General features: G+C 55.6%; 11 protein-coding genes, 1 other RNA gene and 1 pseudogene. 8 read left to right on the top strand and 5 right to left on the bottom strand.

Annotation, left to right across the window (positions count from 1 at the left end):
• Positions 1 to 65: 65 nt before the first annotated feature.
• Positions 66 to 470 carry a ferric iron uptake transcriptional regulator gene (fur, locus tag FRT59_RS24620; protein WP_003194220.1) on the bottom strand — a complete coding sequence of 135 codons (405 nt, stop codon included), beginning with the start codon at positions 468 to 470 and terminating at the stop codon, positions 66 to 68.
• Positions 471 to 568: 98 nt separating this feature from the next.
• Here fur and FRT59_RS24615 point away from each other — a divergent pair, with 98 nt between their 5' ends.
• Positions 569 to 1,096, top strand: coding sequence for an outer membrane protein assembly factor BamE (locus FRT59_RS24615; RefSeq protein ID WP_034117838.1), 528 nt, complete (start codon positions 569 to 571; stop codon positions 1,094 to 1,096).
• Positions 1,097 to 1,159: 63 nt separating this feature from the next.
• Here FRT59_RS24615 and FRT59_RS24610 read toward each other — a convergent pair whose 3' ends face one another.
• Together FRT59_RS24610 and FRT59_RS24605 are read right to left on the bottom strand one after the other, a co-directional pair.
• Positions 1,160 to 1,462, bottom strand: a complete 303-nt coding sequence (locus FRT59_RS24610; RefSeq protein ID WP_153872621.1) for an RnfH family protein — start codon at positions 1,460 to 1,462, stop codon at positions 1,160 to 1,162.
• On the bottom strand, positions 1,455 to 1,889 hold the full coding sequence (locus tag FRT59_RS24605; RefSeq protein WP_005791512.1) for a type II toxin-antitoxin system RatA family toxin: 435 nt from the start codon (positions 1,887 to 1,889) through the stop codon (positions 1,455 to 1,457). Before FRT59_RS24605 ends, FRT59_RS24610 begins: the two co-directional genes overlap by 8 nt.
• Before the next feature lie 168 nt (positions 1,890 to 2,057).
• Between FRT59_RS24605 and smpB the strand changes: the two genes are divergently transcribed.
• Positions 2,058 to 2,540, top strand: a complete 483-nt coding sequence (smpB, locus tag FRT59_RS24600; protein ID WP_003176160.1) for an SsrA-binding protein SmpB — start codon at positions 2,058 to 2,060, stop codon at positions 2,538 to 2,540.
• A gap of 38 nt (positions 2,541 to 2,578) precedes the next feature.
• On the opposite strand, the gene FRT59_RS24595 is transcribed toward smpB, so the two are convergent.
• Entirely contained in the window at positions 2,579 to 3,346 is a 768-nt protein-coding gene (locus FRT59_RS24595; protein ID WP_153872620.1) for an FCD domain-containing protein, read from the bottom strand.
• Positions 3,347 to 3,596: 250 nt separating this feature from the next.
• Here FRT59_RS24595 and FRT59_RS24590 point away from each other — a divergent pair, with 250 nt between their 5' ends.
• The 6 genes and pseudogenes from FRT59_RS24590 (at position 3,597) to FRT59_RS24565 (ending at position 11,696) form a co-directional block, all read left to right on the top strand.
• Positions 3,597 to 5,291, top strand: coding sequence for a lactate permease LctP family transporter (locus tag FRT59_RS24590; RefSeq protein ID WP_153872619.1), 1,695 nt, complete (start codon positions 3,597 to 3,599; stop codon positions 5,289 to 5,291).
• Positions 5,292 to 5,361: 70 nt separating this feature from the next.
• A complete protein-coding gene (locus FRT59_RS24585) occupies positions 5,362 to 8,172 on the top strand; it encodes an FAD-binding and (Fe-S)-binding domain-containing protein (protein ID WP_153872618.1) in 2,811 nt (936 codons plus the stop codon).
• Between the two features lie 136 nt (positions 8,173 to 8,308).
• Positions 8,309 to 8,587 carry a hypothetical protein gene (locus FRT59_RS24580; RefSeq protein ID WP_153872617.1) on the top strand — a complete coding sequence of 93 codons (279 nt, stop codon included), beginning with the start codon at positions 8,309 to 8,311 and terminating at the stop codon, positions 8,585 to 8,587.
• A 94-nt stretch (positions 8,588 to 8,681) separates the two neighbouring features.
• Positions 8,682 to 9,078: a transfer-messenger RNA gene (gene ssrA, locus FRT59_RS24575) on the top strand.
• A gap of 192 nt (positions 9,079 to 9,270) precedes the next feature.
• Positions 9,271 to 9,654 (top strand): annotated as a pseudogene (locus FRT59_RS24570) (integrase arm-type DNA-binding domain-containing protein); the annotation flags it as partial.
• 251 nt (positions 9,655 to 9,905) lie between these two features.
• Complete coding sequence (locus tag FRT59_RS24565) at positions 9,906 to 11,696, top strand: TIGR04141 family sporadically distributed protein (RefSeq protein ID WP_153872616.1); 1,791 nt, start codon at positions 9,906 to 9,908, stop codon at positions 11,694 to 11,696.
• 279 nt (positions 11,697 to 11,975) lie between these two features.
• Here FRT59_RS24565 and FRT59_RS24560 read toward each other — a convergent pair whose 3' ends face one another.
• On the bottom strand, positions 11,976 to 15,026 hold the full coding sequence (locus FRT59_RS24560; RefSeq protein WP_153872615.1) for a type I restriction endonuclease subunit R: 3,051 nt from the start codon (positions 15,024 to 15,026) through the stop codon (positions 11,976 to 11,978).
• Position 15,027 lies beyond the last annotated feature (1 nt).

Genomic DNA, 15,027 nt, shown 5'->3' with positions numbered 1-15,027 from the left:
AGAAAGCACGAAGGCGACCCTAAGGTCGCCTTCAATCGTTTCGCAGAGCAAAACTGCGTCGATTTTTACTTTTTCTTACGGATGTACAACACCAAATTATGGTCGACCAAATCGAATCCATGCTCCTCAGCAATCTTATGCTGCAGCGCCTCGATTTCAGGGCTGGTGAACTCGATTACCTCATTGGTATCCAGGTCAACCATGTGGTCATGGTGACCACCGTCAGCCAATTCAAATACTGCATGACCGCCGTCGAAATTATGACGAACCACCAGTCCTGCGGCTTCAAACTGGGTCAGTACACGGTAAACCGTGGCCAGGCCGACGTCCTCGTTAGACTCCATCAGCGCCTTGTAGACATCCTCGGCACTCATGTGGCGCTGCTCAGCAGAATCGAGCATTTGTAGAATCTTGACTCGTGGCAGAGTCACTTTGAGACCGGCTTTGCGTAGTTCGCTATTTTCAACCATGGTTAGCTTTCTCGCGGATGCTGCTTCGCAGCTTCTCTTAATACGGGTATGATCGGCGTTTACGTTGTCCCAGCCAAGATAGTGGAAGTCGCCCACCGATGCAAAACACCAAGCTCTTGCTAACCAGTTTCACCTTTGTGGGACTGCTCGCACTCGCCGGTTGTTCATTCCCCGGGGTTTACAAAATCGACATCCAGCAGGGCAATGTCGTCACGCAGGACATGATAGACCAGTTACGCCCGGGAATGACCCGACGGCAAGTACGGTTTATCATGGGCAATCCCCTGCTGACCGACACTTTCCATGCCGATCGCTGGGATTATCTCTACAGCCTCCAGCCTGGCGGCGGTGAACGCCAACAGGAGCGTGTCAGTGTCATCTTTAATGGCAGTGACCAGCTTGTCAGCCTGTCCGGTGACTTCATGCCCGGTGTAAGCCGCGATGAAGCCTTGCTGGGCAAGGACAGCGGCACCAACGTGACTGCGCCTGCACAGGAAGCCGAGAAGCCGAAATCCGAGGTGCCGGCCAAGCCAGGCTCCTTGCTGGACCAGATCCAGAAAGACGTCGACGGCGTGCAAACTGTGCCCGTTCCGACGCCACAACCTCTGGACACCGACCCGCAGTAACTTTGCGGCGCTCGATAAAAAGCCCGGCATGCCGGGCTTTTTGTTGCCTGTCATTTGGCCGACTTATGAATTTTTACGCCTGGCCATCGCAGCTTTAGCCGCACGCAGCCTGCGCACTTCCTTCGGATCCGCGAGCAACGGCCGGTAGATTTCAATTCGATCACCTGGCTGCACGACACGTACATCAGCGTCCGCCACCACCTTACCGAAGATCCCCACAGGGCAGTCAGCCAACACCAACTCAGGAAATTGTGCTGCTATTCCCGATGCCAGTACCGCTGCCCTCAGGCTAGTGCCCACGGGCATCGTCACCGCAAGCAGAGCCTGGCGATCAACCGCGGCATACACCACTTCAATCTCAACCATGCAATTGCTTGGCTCGCTGGCAGAACGCGTCCACCAGCGTGTTTGCGGCTTGGTTAAACAATGGCCCGAGCGTGGCACGCACGATGGGCCCGGCATAATCAAACGAAAGATCCAGGCTGATCTTGCAGGCTTTATCCGTCAGCGCCTTGAATACCCAAACCCCGTGCAACTGGGTGAATGGCCCCTCCTGCAGATTCATTTCGATGGATTTGCCAGGCACCAGCACATTGCGCGTCACGAAATGCTGGCTAAGGCCACCCTTGGCCACACCGACACTGGCAACCATGTGTTCGTCACTGCTCTCCAAGACCTCGGCAGTAGAACACCAAGGCAGGAACTCCGGGTAACGCGCCACGTCGTTGACCAGGTCATAGAGCGCCTGCGCCGGATAGGGCAACAGGGCCGAACGTTGAATATGCGTCGTCATGTGAGCGTTACTTCCACTGCTGAGCGGCAAACATCGCGAAAGAACAGCCCGATCCGCGAGAGAAAAAAACCAAAGAACTGCCTGTATTGTCCGGGATTCGTCCAACACGCTCAAGCACGCAGGTTGACCGTAGCCGACACGCTCGCAACTCCCTATAATGCCGCCCCTATGGCTAAACAAAAGAAACACCCCACAGGGACCATCGCGCAAAATAAAAAGGCGCGACACGATTACTTCATCGAACATCGGTTCGAGGCTGGTCTGGTCCTGGCCGGCTGGGAAGTAAAGAGTCTGCGTGCCAGCAAACTGCAGCTGGTCGACAGCTATGTGCTGCTCAAGGATGGCGAGGCGTGGCTGCTCGGCAGTCATATCACCCCGCTGACCACCGCGAGCACCCACGTTATTGCCGACCCGGTGCGTACCCGCAAGCTGTTGCTCAATGCCCGCGAACTGGAAAAGCTCGCCGCGGCCGTGCAGCAGAAAGGCTACGCCTGTATCTGCTTGTCCTGGTACTGGAGCAAGCACCTGGTCAAGTGCGAAATCGCATTGGGCAAGGGCAAGAAGGAATACGACAAGCGCGACACCGAACGCGAGCGCGATTCCAATCGCGAATTGCATCGCGCCGTGCGCAACAAGGGCAAGGAAGAGTAACCCTTTTGGCGATGTAGCCTCGGGCACCCCGCCCGTGGCTACATACCTTTACGTCGTTCCGCACGCGCTACGCGCTGAACCTCCTGACGAACTTCCTCAAGCACCTCCTGCACATACAGCAGGTGACGTGTTGAGACTTCGCGCGCCTGCTCGGCCCGTCCTTCAATAATTGCCAGGTACAAATCCCGGTGCTGACTGATCAGCATGTCACGGGTTTCCGTGCGCTGCTGATACATGCCGCCGATGTTGGTCACCACGTTACGCTTGAGCAGGTCGAACAAGCCTCGAATGGTATGCAGCAACACCGCGTTATGACTGGCTTCGGCAATCGCCAAGTGAAACCTCGCATCCGCAGCCCCCTCTTCCACCCGGCTCACCTCGTCGGCTTGCGCATAGCAATCCTGCAGCGCCTCAAATGCCGCCGTCAGCCGTTCACGGTCGACCTCCGTGGCACGCAACGCCGCGTAATAAGCACATGAAGCCTCAAGGGTCTGGCGAAACTCCAGAAGATCCCGCTGCGCCTCGGGATTGTTTTCCAACAAGTGCAGAAGCGGATCGCTGAAGGTCGAGCCCAGGGAATCCACCACATAGTTGCCACCGCCCTGGCGACTGACCAGCAACCCCTTGGCCGCCAGTTTCTGGATCGCCTCACGCAACGAAGGTCGCGACACACCGAACTGTTCAGCCAAAGCGCGCTCGGCCGGCAAGCGCTCGCCTGACTTCAACGTGCCCTCGAGGATCATGCCCTCAAGCTGCTCGACAATATCGTCAGACAAACGGCGCTGACGCACCTGATCAAACCCCATAACTCACTCTCCACGATCCCGACCACTCGCCGGGGCCTCTATTCTGGCCTATCGCCGCGCTTGCAGCACCTATCAGAACGTCTTCGATTTATCCGACCAGATCACCCGACACCGCGCCCTAAGACCAAAGTTTCGCGAGCGGCAAATTGACACACCCGTGCAATGCCTCTTAATCTAGCCCACAGCGAATGTAAATTGGTATTACCAATTATCCAAGCACACAAACAAAAACAATCAGGGGCCACCCCACATGCAAACTTGGCAACAGCTTTACAGCCCTCTCGGCAGCCTCGGCCTGTCCGCAATGGCCGCCGTTATTCCGATCGTATTCTTCTTCCTGGCCTTGGCCGTATTTCGTCTCAAAGGCCATGTGGCCGGCAGCATCACCCTGACCCTGTCGATTCTGGTTGCCATCTTCGCTTTCCAAATGCCGGTAGACATGGCCCTGGCCGCAGCCGGTTATGGATTTGCGTACGGCCTGTGGCCCATCGCCTGGATCATCGTCGCAGCGGTATTCCTCTACAAATTGACGGTCAAGAGCGGCCAGTTCGAGATCATCCGCAGCTCCGTCTTGTCGATCACTGACGACCAGCGCTTGCAGGTACTGTTGATCGGCTTCTGCTTCGGCGCCTTCCTGGAAGGCGCGGCCGGTTTCGGTGCGCCCGTGGCAATCACCGCCGCGCTGCTGGTGGGCCTGGGTTTCAACCCGCTATACGCCGCCGGGCTGTGCTTGATCGCCAATACCGCACCTGTAGCCTTCGGCGCCCTGGGCATTCCAATCATCGTCGCAGGCCAGGTCACGGGGATTGACGCGTTCAAGATCGGCGCCATGACTGGCCGCCAGCTACCGCTACTGTCGCTGTTCGTGCCCTTCTGGCTGGTATTCATGATGGACGGCCTGCGTGGAGTTCGCGAAACGTGGCCAGCAGCATTGGTGGCCGGCTTGAGCTTTGCCGTCACTCAGTATTTCACCTCCAACTTCATCGGCCCGGAACTGCCGGACATCACCTCGGCGCTCGCCAGCCTGATCGCCCTGACGCTGTTCCTGAAAGTCTGGCAACCCAAGCGCACCGCAGGCGCACAGATTGCTGGCGCCACCTCCAGCGTAGCGGTCACCTCCAGCGCCGGCGGCTTCGGCTTGCCACGCAACACAGTGGTTTCACCCTACAGCCTGGGGCAAATCTTCAAGGCCTGGTCACCGTTCCTGATCCTGACCGTGCTGGTGACCATCTGGACCCTCAAGCCCTTCAAGGCCATGTTCGCCGCGGGCGGCTCGATGTACAGCTGGGTATTCAACTTTGCGATCCCTCACCTGGATCAACTGGTGATCAAAGTCGCGCCAATCGTGACCAACCCGACCGCTATCCCGGCCGTCTTCAAGCTGGACCCGATTTCAGCCACCGGCACCGCGATTTTCTTCTCCGCACTGGTCTCGATGCTGATACTGAGGATTGACGTCAAAACTGGTCTTACCACTTTAAAAGAAACCTTCTATGAGCTGCGTTGGCCGATCCTGTCCATCGGCATGGTGCTGGCTTTCGCCTTCGTCACCAACTACTCGGGTATGTCCTCAACCATGGCTCTGGTTCTGGCGGGCACCGGCGCAGCCTTCCCGTTCTTCTCGCCGTTCCTTGGCTGGCTGGGAGTTTTCCTGACAGGCTCCGATACTTCTTCCAACGCCCTGTTCAGTTCGTTACAAGCCACTACCGCCCACCAGATTGGCGTCAACGACACCTTGCTGGTAGCTGCAAATACCAGCGGCGGCGTGACCGGCAAAATGATCTCGCCGCAATCAATCGCCGTGGCGTGCGCCGCCACTGGCCTGGTGGGCAAGGAATCCGATCTTTTCCGCTTTACCCTCAAGCACAGCCTGTTTTTTGCCACCATCGTCGGGCTGATCACCTTGGCGCAGGCGTATTGGTTCACCGGTATGCTGGTGCACTGAGACCTGCACGTAATAGGGTAAGAATCGACGCCGGACAACACTGCCGGCGTCTGCTATTTCTGGAGGACCGATGAGCCTGCCTGCTGCTTTTATCAGCGACGTCGCACAACTGATCCCGAAAGATCGTCGATTCGACGATCCACTTTCCACCCTCGCCTTCGGCACCGACGCCAGCTTTTACCGATTGATCCCACAGCTGGTGATCCGCGTGGAGTCAGAAGACGAAGTGGTCGCACTGCTGCAACTGGCCCAGCGTGATCGCGTACCGGTGACCTTCCGTGCGGCGGGCACCAGCCTGTCCGGGCAGGCCATCAGCGACTCGGTGCTGATCGTGCTGGGCGACAATTGGAACCACCGCGAAATTCGCGGGCAAGGCACACAGATCCGTCTGCAACCGGGCGTCATCGGTGCCCAGGCCAACGCCTGGCTCGCACCGTTCGGACGCAAGATCGGGCCGGACCCCGCGTCGATCAATGCCTGCAAGATTGGCGGCATTGTTGCCAACAATGCCAGCGGCATGTGCTGCGGTACCGCGCAAAACACCTACCACACCCTGGCGGGCATTCGCCTGGTACTGGCCGATGGCAGCCGCCTGGACACCGAAGATGCCGCCAGCGTGCAAGCCTTCCGCCAAACTCACAGTGCACTGCTTGAACGCTTGGCCACGTTGGGCCGTGAGACACGCGCAAACGCTGAACTGGCTGCAAAGATCCGCCACAAATACCGTCTGAAAAACACCACCGGCCTGTCGCTCAATGCCCTGGTGGATTTCGATGACCCGCTGGATATCCTCAGCCACCTGCTGGTGGGCTCCGAGGGCACCCTGGGGTTTATCAGTGCGGTTACCTACGACACAGTGATTGATCACCCGAACAAAGCCTCGGCGCTGATCGTATTCCCGGATGTCGAGACGTGCTGCAACGCGGTAACGGTGCTGAAAACCCAGCCAGTCTCAGCGGTTGAACTGCTGGATCGACGCAGCATGCGCTCGGTGCAGACCAAGCCGGGCATGCCCGCCTTCGTACAACACCTATCGGAAAACGCCTGCGCGCTGCTGATCGAGTCCCGCGCGGCCTCGCCGTCGTTACTGCATGAGCAACTAACCCTGATCATGGCCTCCCTCGCCCCGTTCCCCGTGGAGAAGCAGGTCGACTTCACCGAAGACCCCGTGGAAAACGCTCGCCTGTGGGCGATCCGCAAAGACACCTTCCCCGCCGTAGGTGCAGTGCGCAAAACCGGCACCACCGTGATCATTGAAGACGTCACTTTTCCGGTGGAACAACTGGCGATTGGCGTGAACCGCTTGATCGAACTCTTCGACAAACATCACTACGACGAAGCCATCCTTTTCGGACACGCCCTGGAAGGCAATCTTCACTTTGTGTTCACCCAAGGCTTCAACAACAGCGAAGAAGTCACACGCTACCAAGCGTTCATGGACGACGTCGCGCAACTGGTGGCGGTGGAGTTCGGCGGCTCGCTGAAGGCCGAACATGGCACCGGCCGCAATATGGCGCCGTTCGTCGAACTGGAATGGGGCAGCGACGCCTATCAGTTGATGTGGCAACTCAAGCGCCTGCTCGACCCCAACGGCATTCTCAACCCGGATGTGGTACTCAGCGAAGACCCACAAATCCACCTCAAACATCTCAAGCCCCTGCCTGCCGCCGACGAGCTTGTGGATAAGTGCATCGAATGTGGATTCTGCGAGCCGGTGTGCCCGTCAAAAGGCCTGACGTTGAGCCCACGCCAGCGCATTGTGATCTGGCGCGATATCCAGGCCAAGAAGCGCGCGGGCGTCGATACCACCGAACTAGAAAAGGCCTACCACTATCAGGGCATTGATACCTGCGCGGCGACCGGGCTGTGTGCCCAACGCTGCCCTGTAGGCATCAATACCGGTGACCTGGTTAAAAAGCTGCGCAGCCGCGAGGCCGACCGTACGAAAACCGCCGAATGGCTCGCCAGCCACTTCGCCACCGCGCTGCAAGGTGCGCGCTTTACCCTGCATGTCGCCAATGGCGCACGCCTGTTGCTGGGTGCCCCGCGCCTGGCGAAGTGGTCGGCCGCGGTCACCAAGCTGTCCAAAGGGCAGATCCCGCAGTGGACCAACGCCATGCCACAACCGGAAAAGGCCATTCGCTTCAGCCCGACGGTGCCGGATGAGCGCCCACGAGTGGTGTATCTGGCGGCATGCGTCTCACGGGCCATGGGCCCGGCAGCCGGTGATAAAGAGCAGATGTCGCTGTACGACAAAACCCGCAAGCTGCTTGAAAAAGCCGGTTACCAAGTCGTGTTCCCCGACAACCAGGACAGCCTGTGCTGCGGCCAGCCCTTCGCCTCCAAAGGCTACGCCGAACAGGCCGAACACAAGCGCCAGGAACTGATCGGCGCCCTGCTCCACGCCAGCCGTGGCGGCCTCGACCCGATCTACTGCGACACCAGCCCGTGCACGTTGCGCCTGGTGCAAGACCTGGGTGAGTCGCGCCTGGACCTCTACGACCCGGTGCGCTTCATCCGCACCCACCTGATGGACCGCCTCGACTTCACGCCTCAGGAAGCGCCCATCGCCGTGCACGTCACCTGTAGCACCCAGCACCTGGGCGAAAGCCACGCACTGATCGAACTGGCACGGCGCTGCGCAAAAACCGTGGTGATCCCCGAAGGCATTCATTGCTGTGGCTTTGCCGGCGACAAAGGCTTCACCACACCGGAACTCAACGCCCACTCCCTACGCTCGCTCAAGGACGCCGTGCAATATTGCAGCGAAGGCATCTCCACCAGCCGCACCTGTGAGATCGGCCTGAGCCAGCATGGCGGCATTGACTACCACGGCCTGGTCTACCTGGTGGACCGGGTCACCAGCGCCCGCGCGCATTAACCCTGCAAAAAAACAGAACCCTGGCGCGCCGGCGTAGTCATCTGCATAGGCCTCGACAATCGAGGCTCATCAGTGATGTCGCTGGCAGCGGTTGAACGCCAGCAGCGTCGAGCCCTTTTGCGCAAGGAGATACCCTATGAAGCGTTCCGCTCTTGCTGGCTTGTTCATTACCGCTGCGATGCTCGCCTCCCCTGCTTTCGCCGCTGGCGAGCCTGACCTGTGCAAGATCAACCTGGACAAAATCAACAACGGCAAAGCCCTGCTCGCCACCGACACCAGTGGCAAAAGTGGCGAAATAGACACCGCCGTCTCCCAAGCCAAGGCAGCCCACGCCGCAGGTGACGACAAGAAGTGCATCGAAATCACCTCCAAGGCCCTGCAAGACCTGCAGAACAGCGAGAAAGGCGGTCAGTAAGCGATAGGGCCAACCTTCGGGTTGGCCTTCGCCAAGCTTTTGGCGTACACTGCACAGGCTTGTCACTCACTAAGAAACAACGAGTTACAAGCACGGGGCCGTTTAGGATTCGACGCCGGTCGCGAAACTTTAGGTGCATGCCGAGTTGGTAACAGAACTCGTAAATCCACTGTTGCAACTTCTTATAGTTGCCAATGACGAAAACTACGGCCAGGAATTCGCTCTCGCTGCGTAAGCAGCCTTAGCCCTGAGCTTCTGGTACCTTCGGGTCCAGCAATCACCAGGGGATGTCTGTAAACCCAAAGTGATTGTCATATAGAACAGAATCGCCGTGCAGTACGTTGTGGACGAAGCGGCTAAAACTTACACAACTCGCCCAAAGCACCCTGCCCTTCGGGTCGCTGAGGGTTAACTTAATAGAAACGGCTACGCATGTAGTACCGACAGCGGAGTACTGGCGGACGGGGGTTCAAATCCCCCCGGCTCCACCAAATGAACGAAAAAAGACGTCTTGGGACGTCTTTTTTTGTGTCTGGAATCCAGTAAATTCGGGGATTTCACGGCTACTGGTGGCTGTCCAGTTTTTTTGACTTCCAGGCGGTTTGGTATTCCCAATGATATTCCCGACTCCCGGCGCTAATCTTGGGGGTACCAAAAGATGTCATGGAGCACTTCTCAAGTGCGCTCAAACCACCCGTCTCTCCGATCGCCAGCTCAAGGCGGTAAAACCGAAAGACAAGGATTACGTCCTCACCGATGGCGACGGGCTCCAGCTACGAGTCAGGGTCAACCGCTCGATGCAGTGGAATTTCAACTACCGGCATCCCGTCACCAAAAATCTAATCAGCATGACACTCGACTCATACCCCGAGGTTTCTCTTGCGCAAGCTAGGAAGAAAACAGTTGAGGCCAGAGAGCTGCTTGCACAGGGTATCGACCCCAAAGCTCAACGCAATGAGCTACAGGAAGCCAAACGAGCGGAAACGGAACATACGTTCGAGAATGTGGCCACCGCCTGGCTCGAATTGAAAAAGGATTCCGTCACACCAGCGTATGCCGAAGACATCTAGCGTTCGCTCACACTGCATGTTTTTCCAAGCATGAAATCAACGCCGTTAACCGCCGCCCTGATCTGATGAGGATGGGTAAAAGCCGAGCGCACCTGATGATGGGGTAGACCTATCCATGAAAGCGAATACTGACAGTAGCTCCAGTTCTAACGTAAGCTAAGTCATGGCTATAGGCCACGTTCCAAACCTACGGAGCTATCGGGCCGGAGATAGCAAAATACCAGTCGCAAAGCTTAGGAGGAGCGTTGATGAGCACAGGAAAGCCCAAAAGGATTACGCTGAACGTTTACTTACTCAAAGAAGCACCAAATTCGGCGTCTTATTGGACAGATAAAGATTTTATAGCGAGCCCCATAGGCCCGAACGGTAAACCTAAACAAATTGGGACAGAACAGTATCCTCTTGGTCCTGAAGGGGAATATGGCACTCTCTTCATTCGGAAACCCTTTGTAGAAGCCGCTCCAGAATGGTTGAACTTCATTCAGAAGGGCCTAGATGAAGGAGTGAAAACTTCCAAGTGGAAAAATAAAAGCATCTCCGCCATTCTGGTTGTGAAAAATGGCTCTCGCCAGTTTGCTATTTCTTTTGGATACGGTCGCTATCTGATTGAGCCGAGATTAATCGAGGATAGATTTGGCATAAAGGTCGTTTTAAACAGTGTCTCTCCCGATAAGATCGCATCAATTGACCGTCAAACATTCGATGCATCCCCGCGACTAAGCAGGACACAAACGATCAAAGCAGCATCCGTGTCAGATTATATGATTAATGCTGAGCAGGATTTGCTTCGCGGACTAGTAGGACATACAAAAAGCGCTTACTCAGATATTTTTGGAAAAATAATCGCCGGCATTGATTCATTCAAGGCATCTATTGCGATAGATCTCGCTGATTTAGGCGACTTCCTACAACTGGCTTTAGAGCGCTCCGCCTCAAAAGAGTACCTCGCTAAAGATGCAGACGGACATGCCAGTGAGTTTTCTTGGGTTGAAAATTTACTCCCGGTTAAAGACAAAGATCTTTCCGAGGCTCTCGATATTCAACTTTGGAATTCTTTAAGCTCTAATCAAACCCAAGACATGTGGCTCGCCATACCGGATCTAATTGACTGGACGTCCGTTACAGGATTCGCATACAACCAAACCCCGAACAGGGACGATATCGACCCTGTGCTAGATTTGGGAAGATTTTTTTCTACTTTTAGAAAAGGAGCGACTTTAGATACGCTAAAGCGACGCGAAATTTTTCTGATCCTTTCAAGCGGCAGCCCTCCAAGACCATTCCCTGCATTTAAATGCATCTATGCGGAAGTCAAGCATGATGCAAATTTATATATTTTGAATGTAGGAAATTGGTTTAAGGTAGAAGCGTCCTTTCAGACGGCAGTAGAGAAATATTTCTGGGAACTACCGAGAAAACAGTTCGCGCCACCCTTTACAGAGTATTCGCACGATGGTGAAGGTCCGTACAATGAGTACGTTTGCGCCCAGGCGCAGAATTCCCATGCAATGCTCGACAGACAAATGATCAGATTTGGTGGTAGCTACGATAAAATTGAGGTCTGTGACATTTACCGAGTTAAAACTCAAAACGAACGAGGTGAGTTTATTCATGTGAAGCGCGGTCGTGGTTCATCGACGCTAAGCCATCTATTCGCGCAGGGTTTTGTAGCCTCGACCCTCATGGTAAGAGAGCCAGATTTTGTAAAGGCCGTGAACTTGCAACTAACGGAGAATAAGTTTGATGAAATTCCTGTTAATTTCGAAGCGCGTGGCAATGACGTTATCTATGCCATCATTGATGGACCCGCCTCGAAAGCTCTAGATATACCTTTTTTCAGTAAGGTAACACTACAAAACTATGGAAAGACCATCAACTCATACGGCTACGGGGTAAAGTTGATGCATATTCCGGAATCTGCCGCTCACCTTGCTAGTGTCGCCCAGAAAACTGCAGCAAAAGCTTCCAAAAAGAAAACAACAGTTACAAAGAAAAAAACAGACCGCAAGAAGACCGTCCAGCCAAAATCAGGAGTTTGACTTGAAGTGCCTGTTCCCAATGGCAAAAAGCCCTCTCTCAATCAGAAAACGCCCCTTTTACTTGTTCAAAGCGGGCGTAGTGGTCGGGGAGGCTTTCGCGTCTTTCTTCGTGAAGCGCAGCTTTGGGTCGAAAACTGCCAGTTGTGACCCAAAGCTGCGCCTCAAAGCAGATGTAAGCATGCATTTCGTCGATGCAATGTAAGCGCTTCCTACATCCCACCGTCTTCACGGTGGGGGCGCTTAGCTGCCTTCATCGCACGGCCGTACGTCATCATCGACTTAGTAATGTTCTTCAATATAGGCGTATGCCCTTTCAAACAGGTCCTTGTCTTTGCTTAGGCCAAACTGCGCCAGGGTCAGCATCAGTGCTTTCTGGATTTCGCGTGGACCACTGTTGGAGTTCTGCCAGCCCTCAAAGCGGGTAGCGTTCACAATTTTGTCGATCTGCTCGACTACATCACCAATCAGCTTCGGCGTGGTTTCCGGACGGGTTTCCAGAAAGAGTTTGGTCAGTGCCTGCTTGTTGTCTGCCTCCGTTACCACCGAGTCACCGGTTTCACGCTCGGCCTGAACCGTATCTTTGGCGGCATCCAGCAGGCCCTTGAGCCAATCGATGGCCCTGATTACGCCTGCTTCATATTCTCGGCGCAATTTCTCCAGGCGCTCGCCCAGCTCGACGAATACAGCCTCGCCATGGCCGCGCAGACGACCCATCAAGTCTATTTCCAGTCGGCGGGCACGTTTTTCCTGCTCTTTCTCGGTCAGGGTGAAGATCGCGTGTTCATCCATGATTAGCTCATCGATGTCAGCGCGTATGCGACTGATATCGGTGTGCTCGTGAATCATCTTGACGGTCTCGGGCCCTAACGCGGCCCAGACCAACGCACCCGTTTGACCAACCGGGCGTACTGATTCATAAATTTGCGCCAGCCATTTGTAATCCTGGCGGTAGGGCGTCAGGAAAGGGTCGGGGTTGATGGCCGTCCAGAGTTTGGCCAGCACGCCAAATGCTGCGGCAAACTCATCGCGGCTTTTATTGTCCGGCAAGCATTCCTGTGCGGCCAGGATGCCGTCGAAACCTGCCAGGGTGCGGTCCACGTTCGGGAAGAAGGCCAGACACAGCTTCAACTGCTCTGGCAGCAATTCCTTGAATTTCTCGATGCCTTCGACAATCCCGTCGATCTCTTCCGGATTATAGGCCAGCGCCGTGCGCAGGTTTTCGAATACGCCGAGATAATCGATGATCAAGCCCATACGCTTGACGACCCCGTCCGCCTCATACAGGCGGTTGGTGCGGCACATGGCCTGCAGCAATGTGTGATCACGCAGCGGTTTATCCAGGTACATGCAGTAGCAGATTGGCGCATCGAAACCGGTCAGCAGCTTGGCGGTCACGATCAGCAGTTGCAGGGGTTGTTTCGGGTCTTTGTAGATTTCCAGCAGGTTTTTCTGCGCCTGCTCTTCACCATCGAATTTCTGCCAGCGCTCAAAGTCGACTTGCTTGATCGGCAGATCTAGCTCTTCCTTCCACTTGTTCCAGTCCTTGTTGAGCTTGCCGTTCTCATCCTTCACCGGCGCCTGGTCGAGATTCATAACTACCTCTAGTGCGTCGAAACCCAGCTTGTTACCAAGTAGGTAATACATCTGTACGCAGGCATCGCGGTCATAGACCACCACCATGGCCTTCATCTTTTTCGGCTGCACATGGCTGGTGAAGTGTTCGGCAATGTCGGCGCTGATGGCCTCCATGCGTTTCGGTGCCTTGAGCATCACGGCCAGCTTACCGGCGCGTTTGGACAGGACGGATTTTTCGTCCTCGTCCAGGTTGTTGTCTTTGACCAGTTGCTCGAACTCTTCATTGATCGCCTCACGGTCGACCCGCAATTCGGCTAAACGGGGCTCGAACTTAACCGGATTGGTGGCACCGTCGCGGATCGACTGCTTGTAGCTGTAGCGGTTCATATAACGGCCAGGGTCTTCATCGGCGCCGAACAGCTTGAAGGTGTTGCGCTCGATGCCGGAGATCGGCGTACCGGTCAGGCCGTAGAAGTGAGCATTGGGTAGCGCCCAGCGCATCTTTTCGCCCAGACCGCCTTCTTGTGTGCGGTGGGCTTCATCCACCAGTACGATTATGTTGTCGCGATTGTTCAGGCCATCCGGGTTTAGTTCATCAACCTCGACATCCTTGAACTTGAAAATGGTCGTAATCAGAATCCCGCGGCTGTCTTGCTCGATATGTTCACCAAGCTTTTTGCAGCTCTGCACCTTTATCAGGTTTTTTACATCGGCACCGCCGAAGGTCTCGCTGATCTGGCTGTCTAGGTCGCGGCGGTCGACAACGATCAGCACGGTAGGGTTTTTCAGCTCGTTGTCGGCACGCAGCATCTTGGCCGCGTAGAGCATAAGCAGCGACTTGCCCGAACCTTGGAAGTGCCAGATCAAGCCTTTTTTCGGGTAACCCTGCTTGACCCGCTCGACAATCTGCTTAGCCGTCTCGAACTGCGGGTAACGCGGCAGCAATTTGATGCGTTTGGGCGGCGTGTCTTTACCGGTTTTATGGGTAGAGAAAAGCGCGAACGAAGCCAGCAGTTGCAGCAGGGTTTGCGGGTTCAGCAGCCCTTCAGCGCTCGCCAGCACGGAGGCCAATGTGGCAGGAATATCTTCGCGCTGATCAGTGTGGTGCCAGGGGCCCCAGTCCTTGACACGGGCATTGATCGCGCCGTAGGCAAAGGTTTTGCCCTCGCTGGCGAAACACAGCAGGTTGGGCACGAAGAAAGCCTGCACATTCTGCCAATAGTGCTTCTTGCCGCCCATAAAGTCAGCGGCACCGTCTTGCCAACTGACACTAGGGCGAGTGGCGCTTTTCACCTCCCCCACCACCAACGGGATGCCGTTTACATACAGCACGACATCGAAGAACACCTCGCCAGCCGCCACATAGTGTACCTGCTGGGCCACCACGAAATGGTTGTTGTCGAGGTTGTCGAAGTCGATCAGATTGATGGTGACGTGCTCGCCGTTCTCGCCAAAGGCCAAGGTTTTTTCGGCCAGCAGCCACGCTTGGAAATTTTCGTTGGCCCTGACCAAGCCACTGTGCGGCGCCTCCAAAAGCACACCGCGCAGCTTGTGGATCACTTCATCGGCGTAATCCGGTTGTTTGTTGATTGCCGGGTTTAACGAACATAACGCGTCTTTTAGCCACTCATCGACAAAGGTATCCTGCCCCTTCTTGGGCAGGTTCTCGCCGTGGCAGTAAGTCCACTTTACCCCGCTTAAATTTTTTAAACGGTCGATAATTCCATTTTCGGTGACGGTTTGTTCGTTAAACATT

The organism is Pseudomonas haemolytica (assembly GCF_009659625.1).
GTDB lineage: Bacteria > Pseudomonadota > Gammaproteobacteria > Pseudomonadales > Pseudomonadaceae > Aquipseudomonas > Aquipseudomonas haemolytica.
This window is presented reverse-complemented; position numbering and strand designations above follow the sequence as displayed.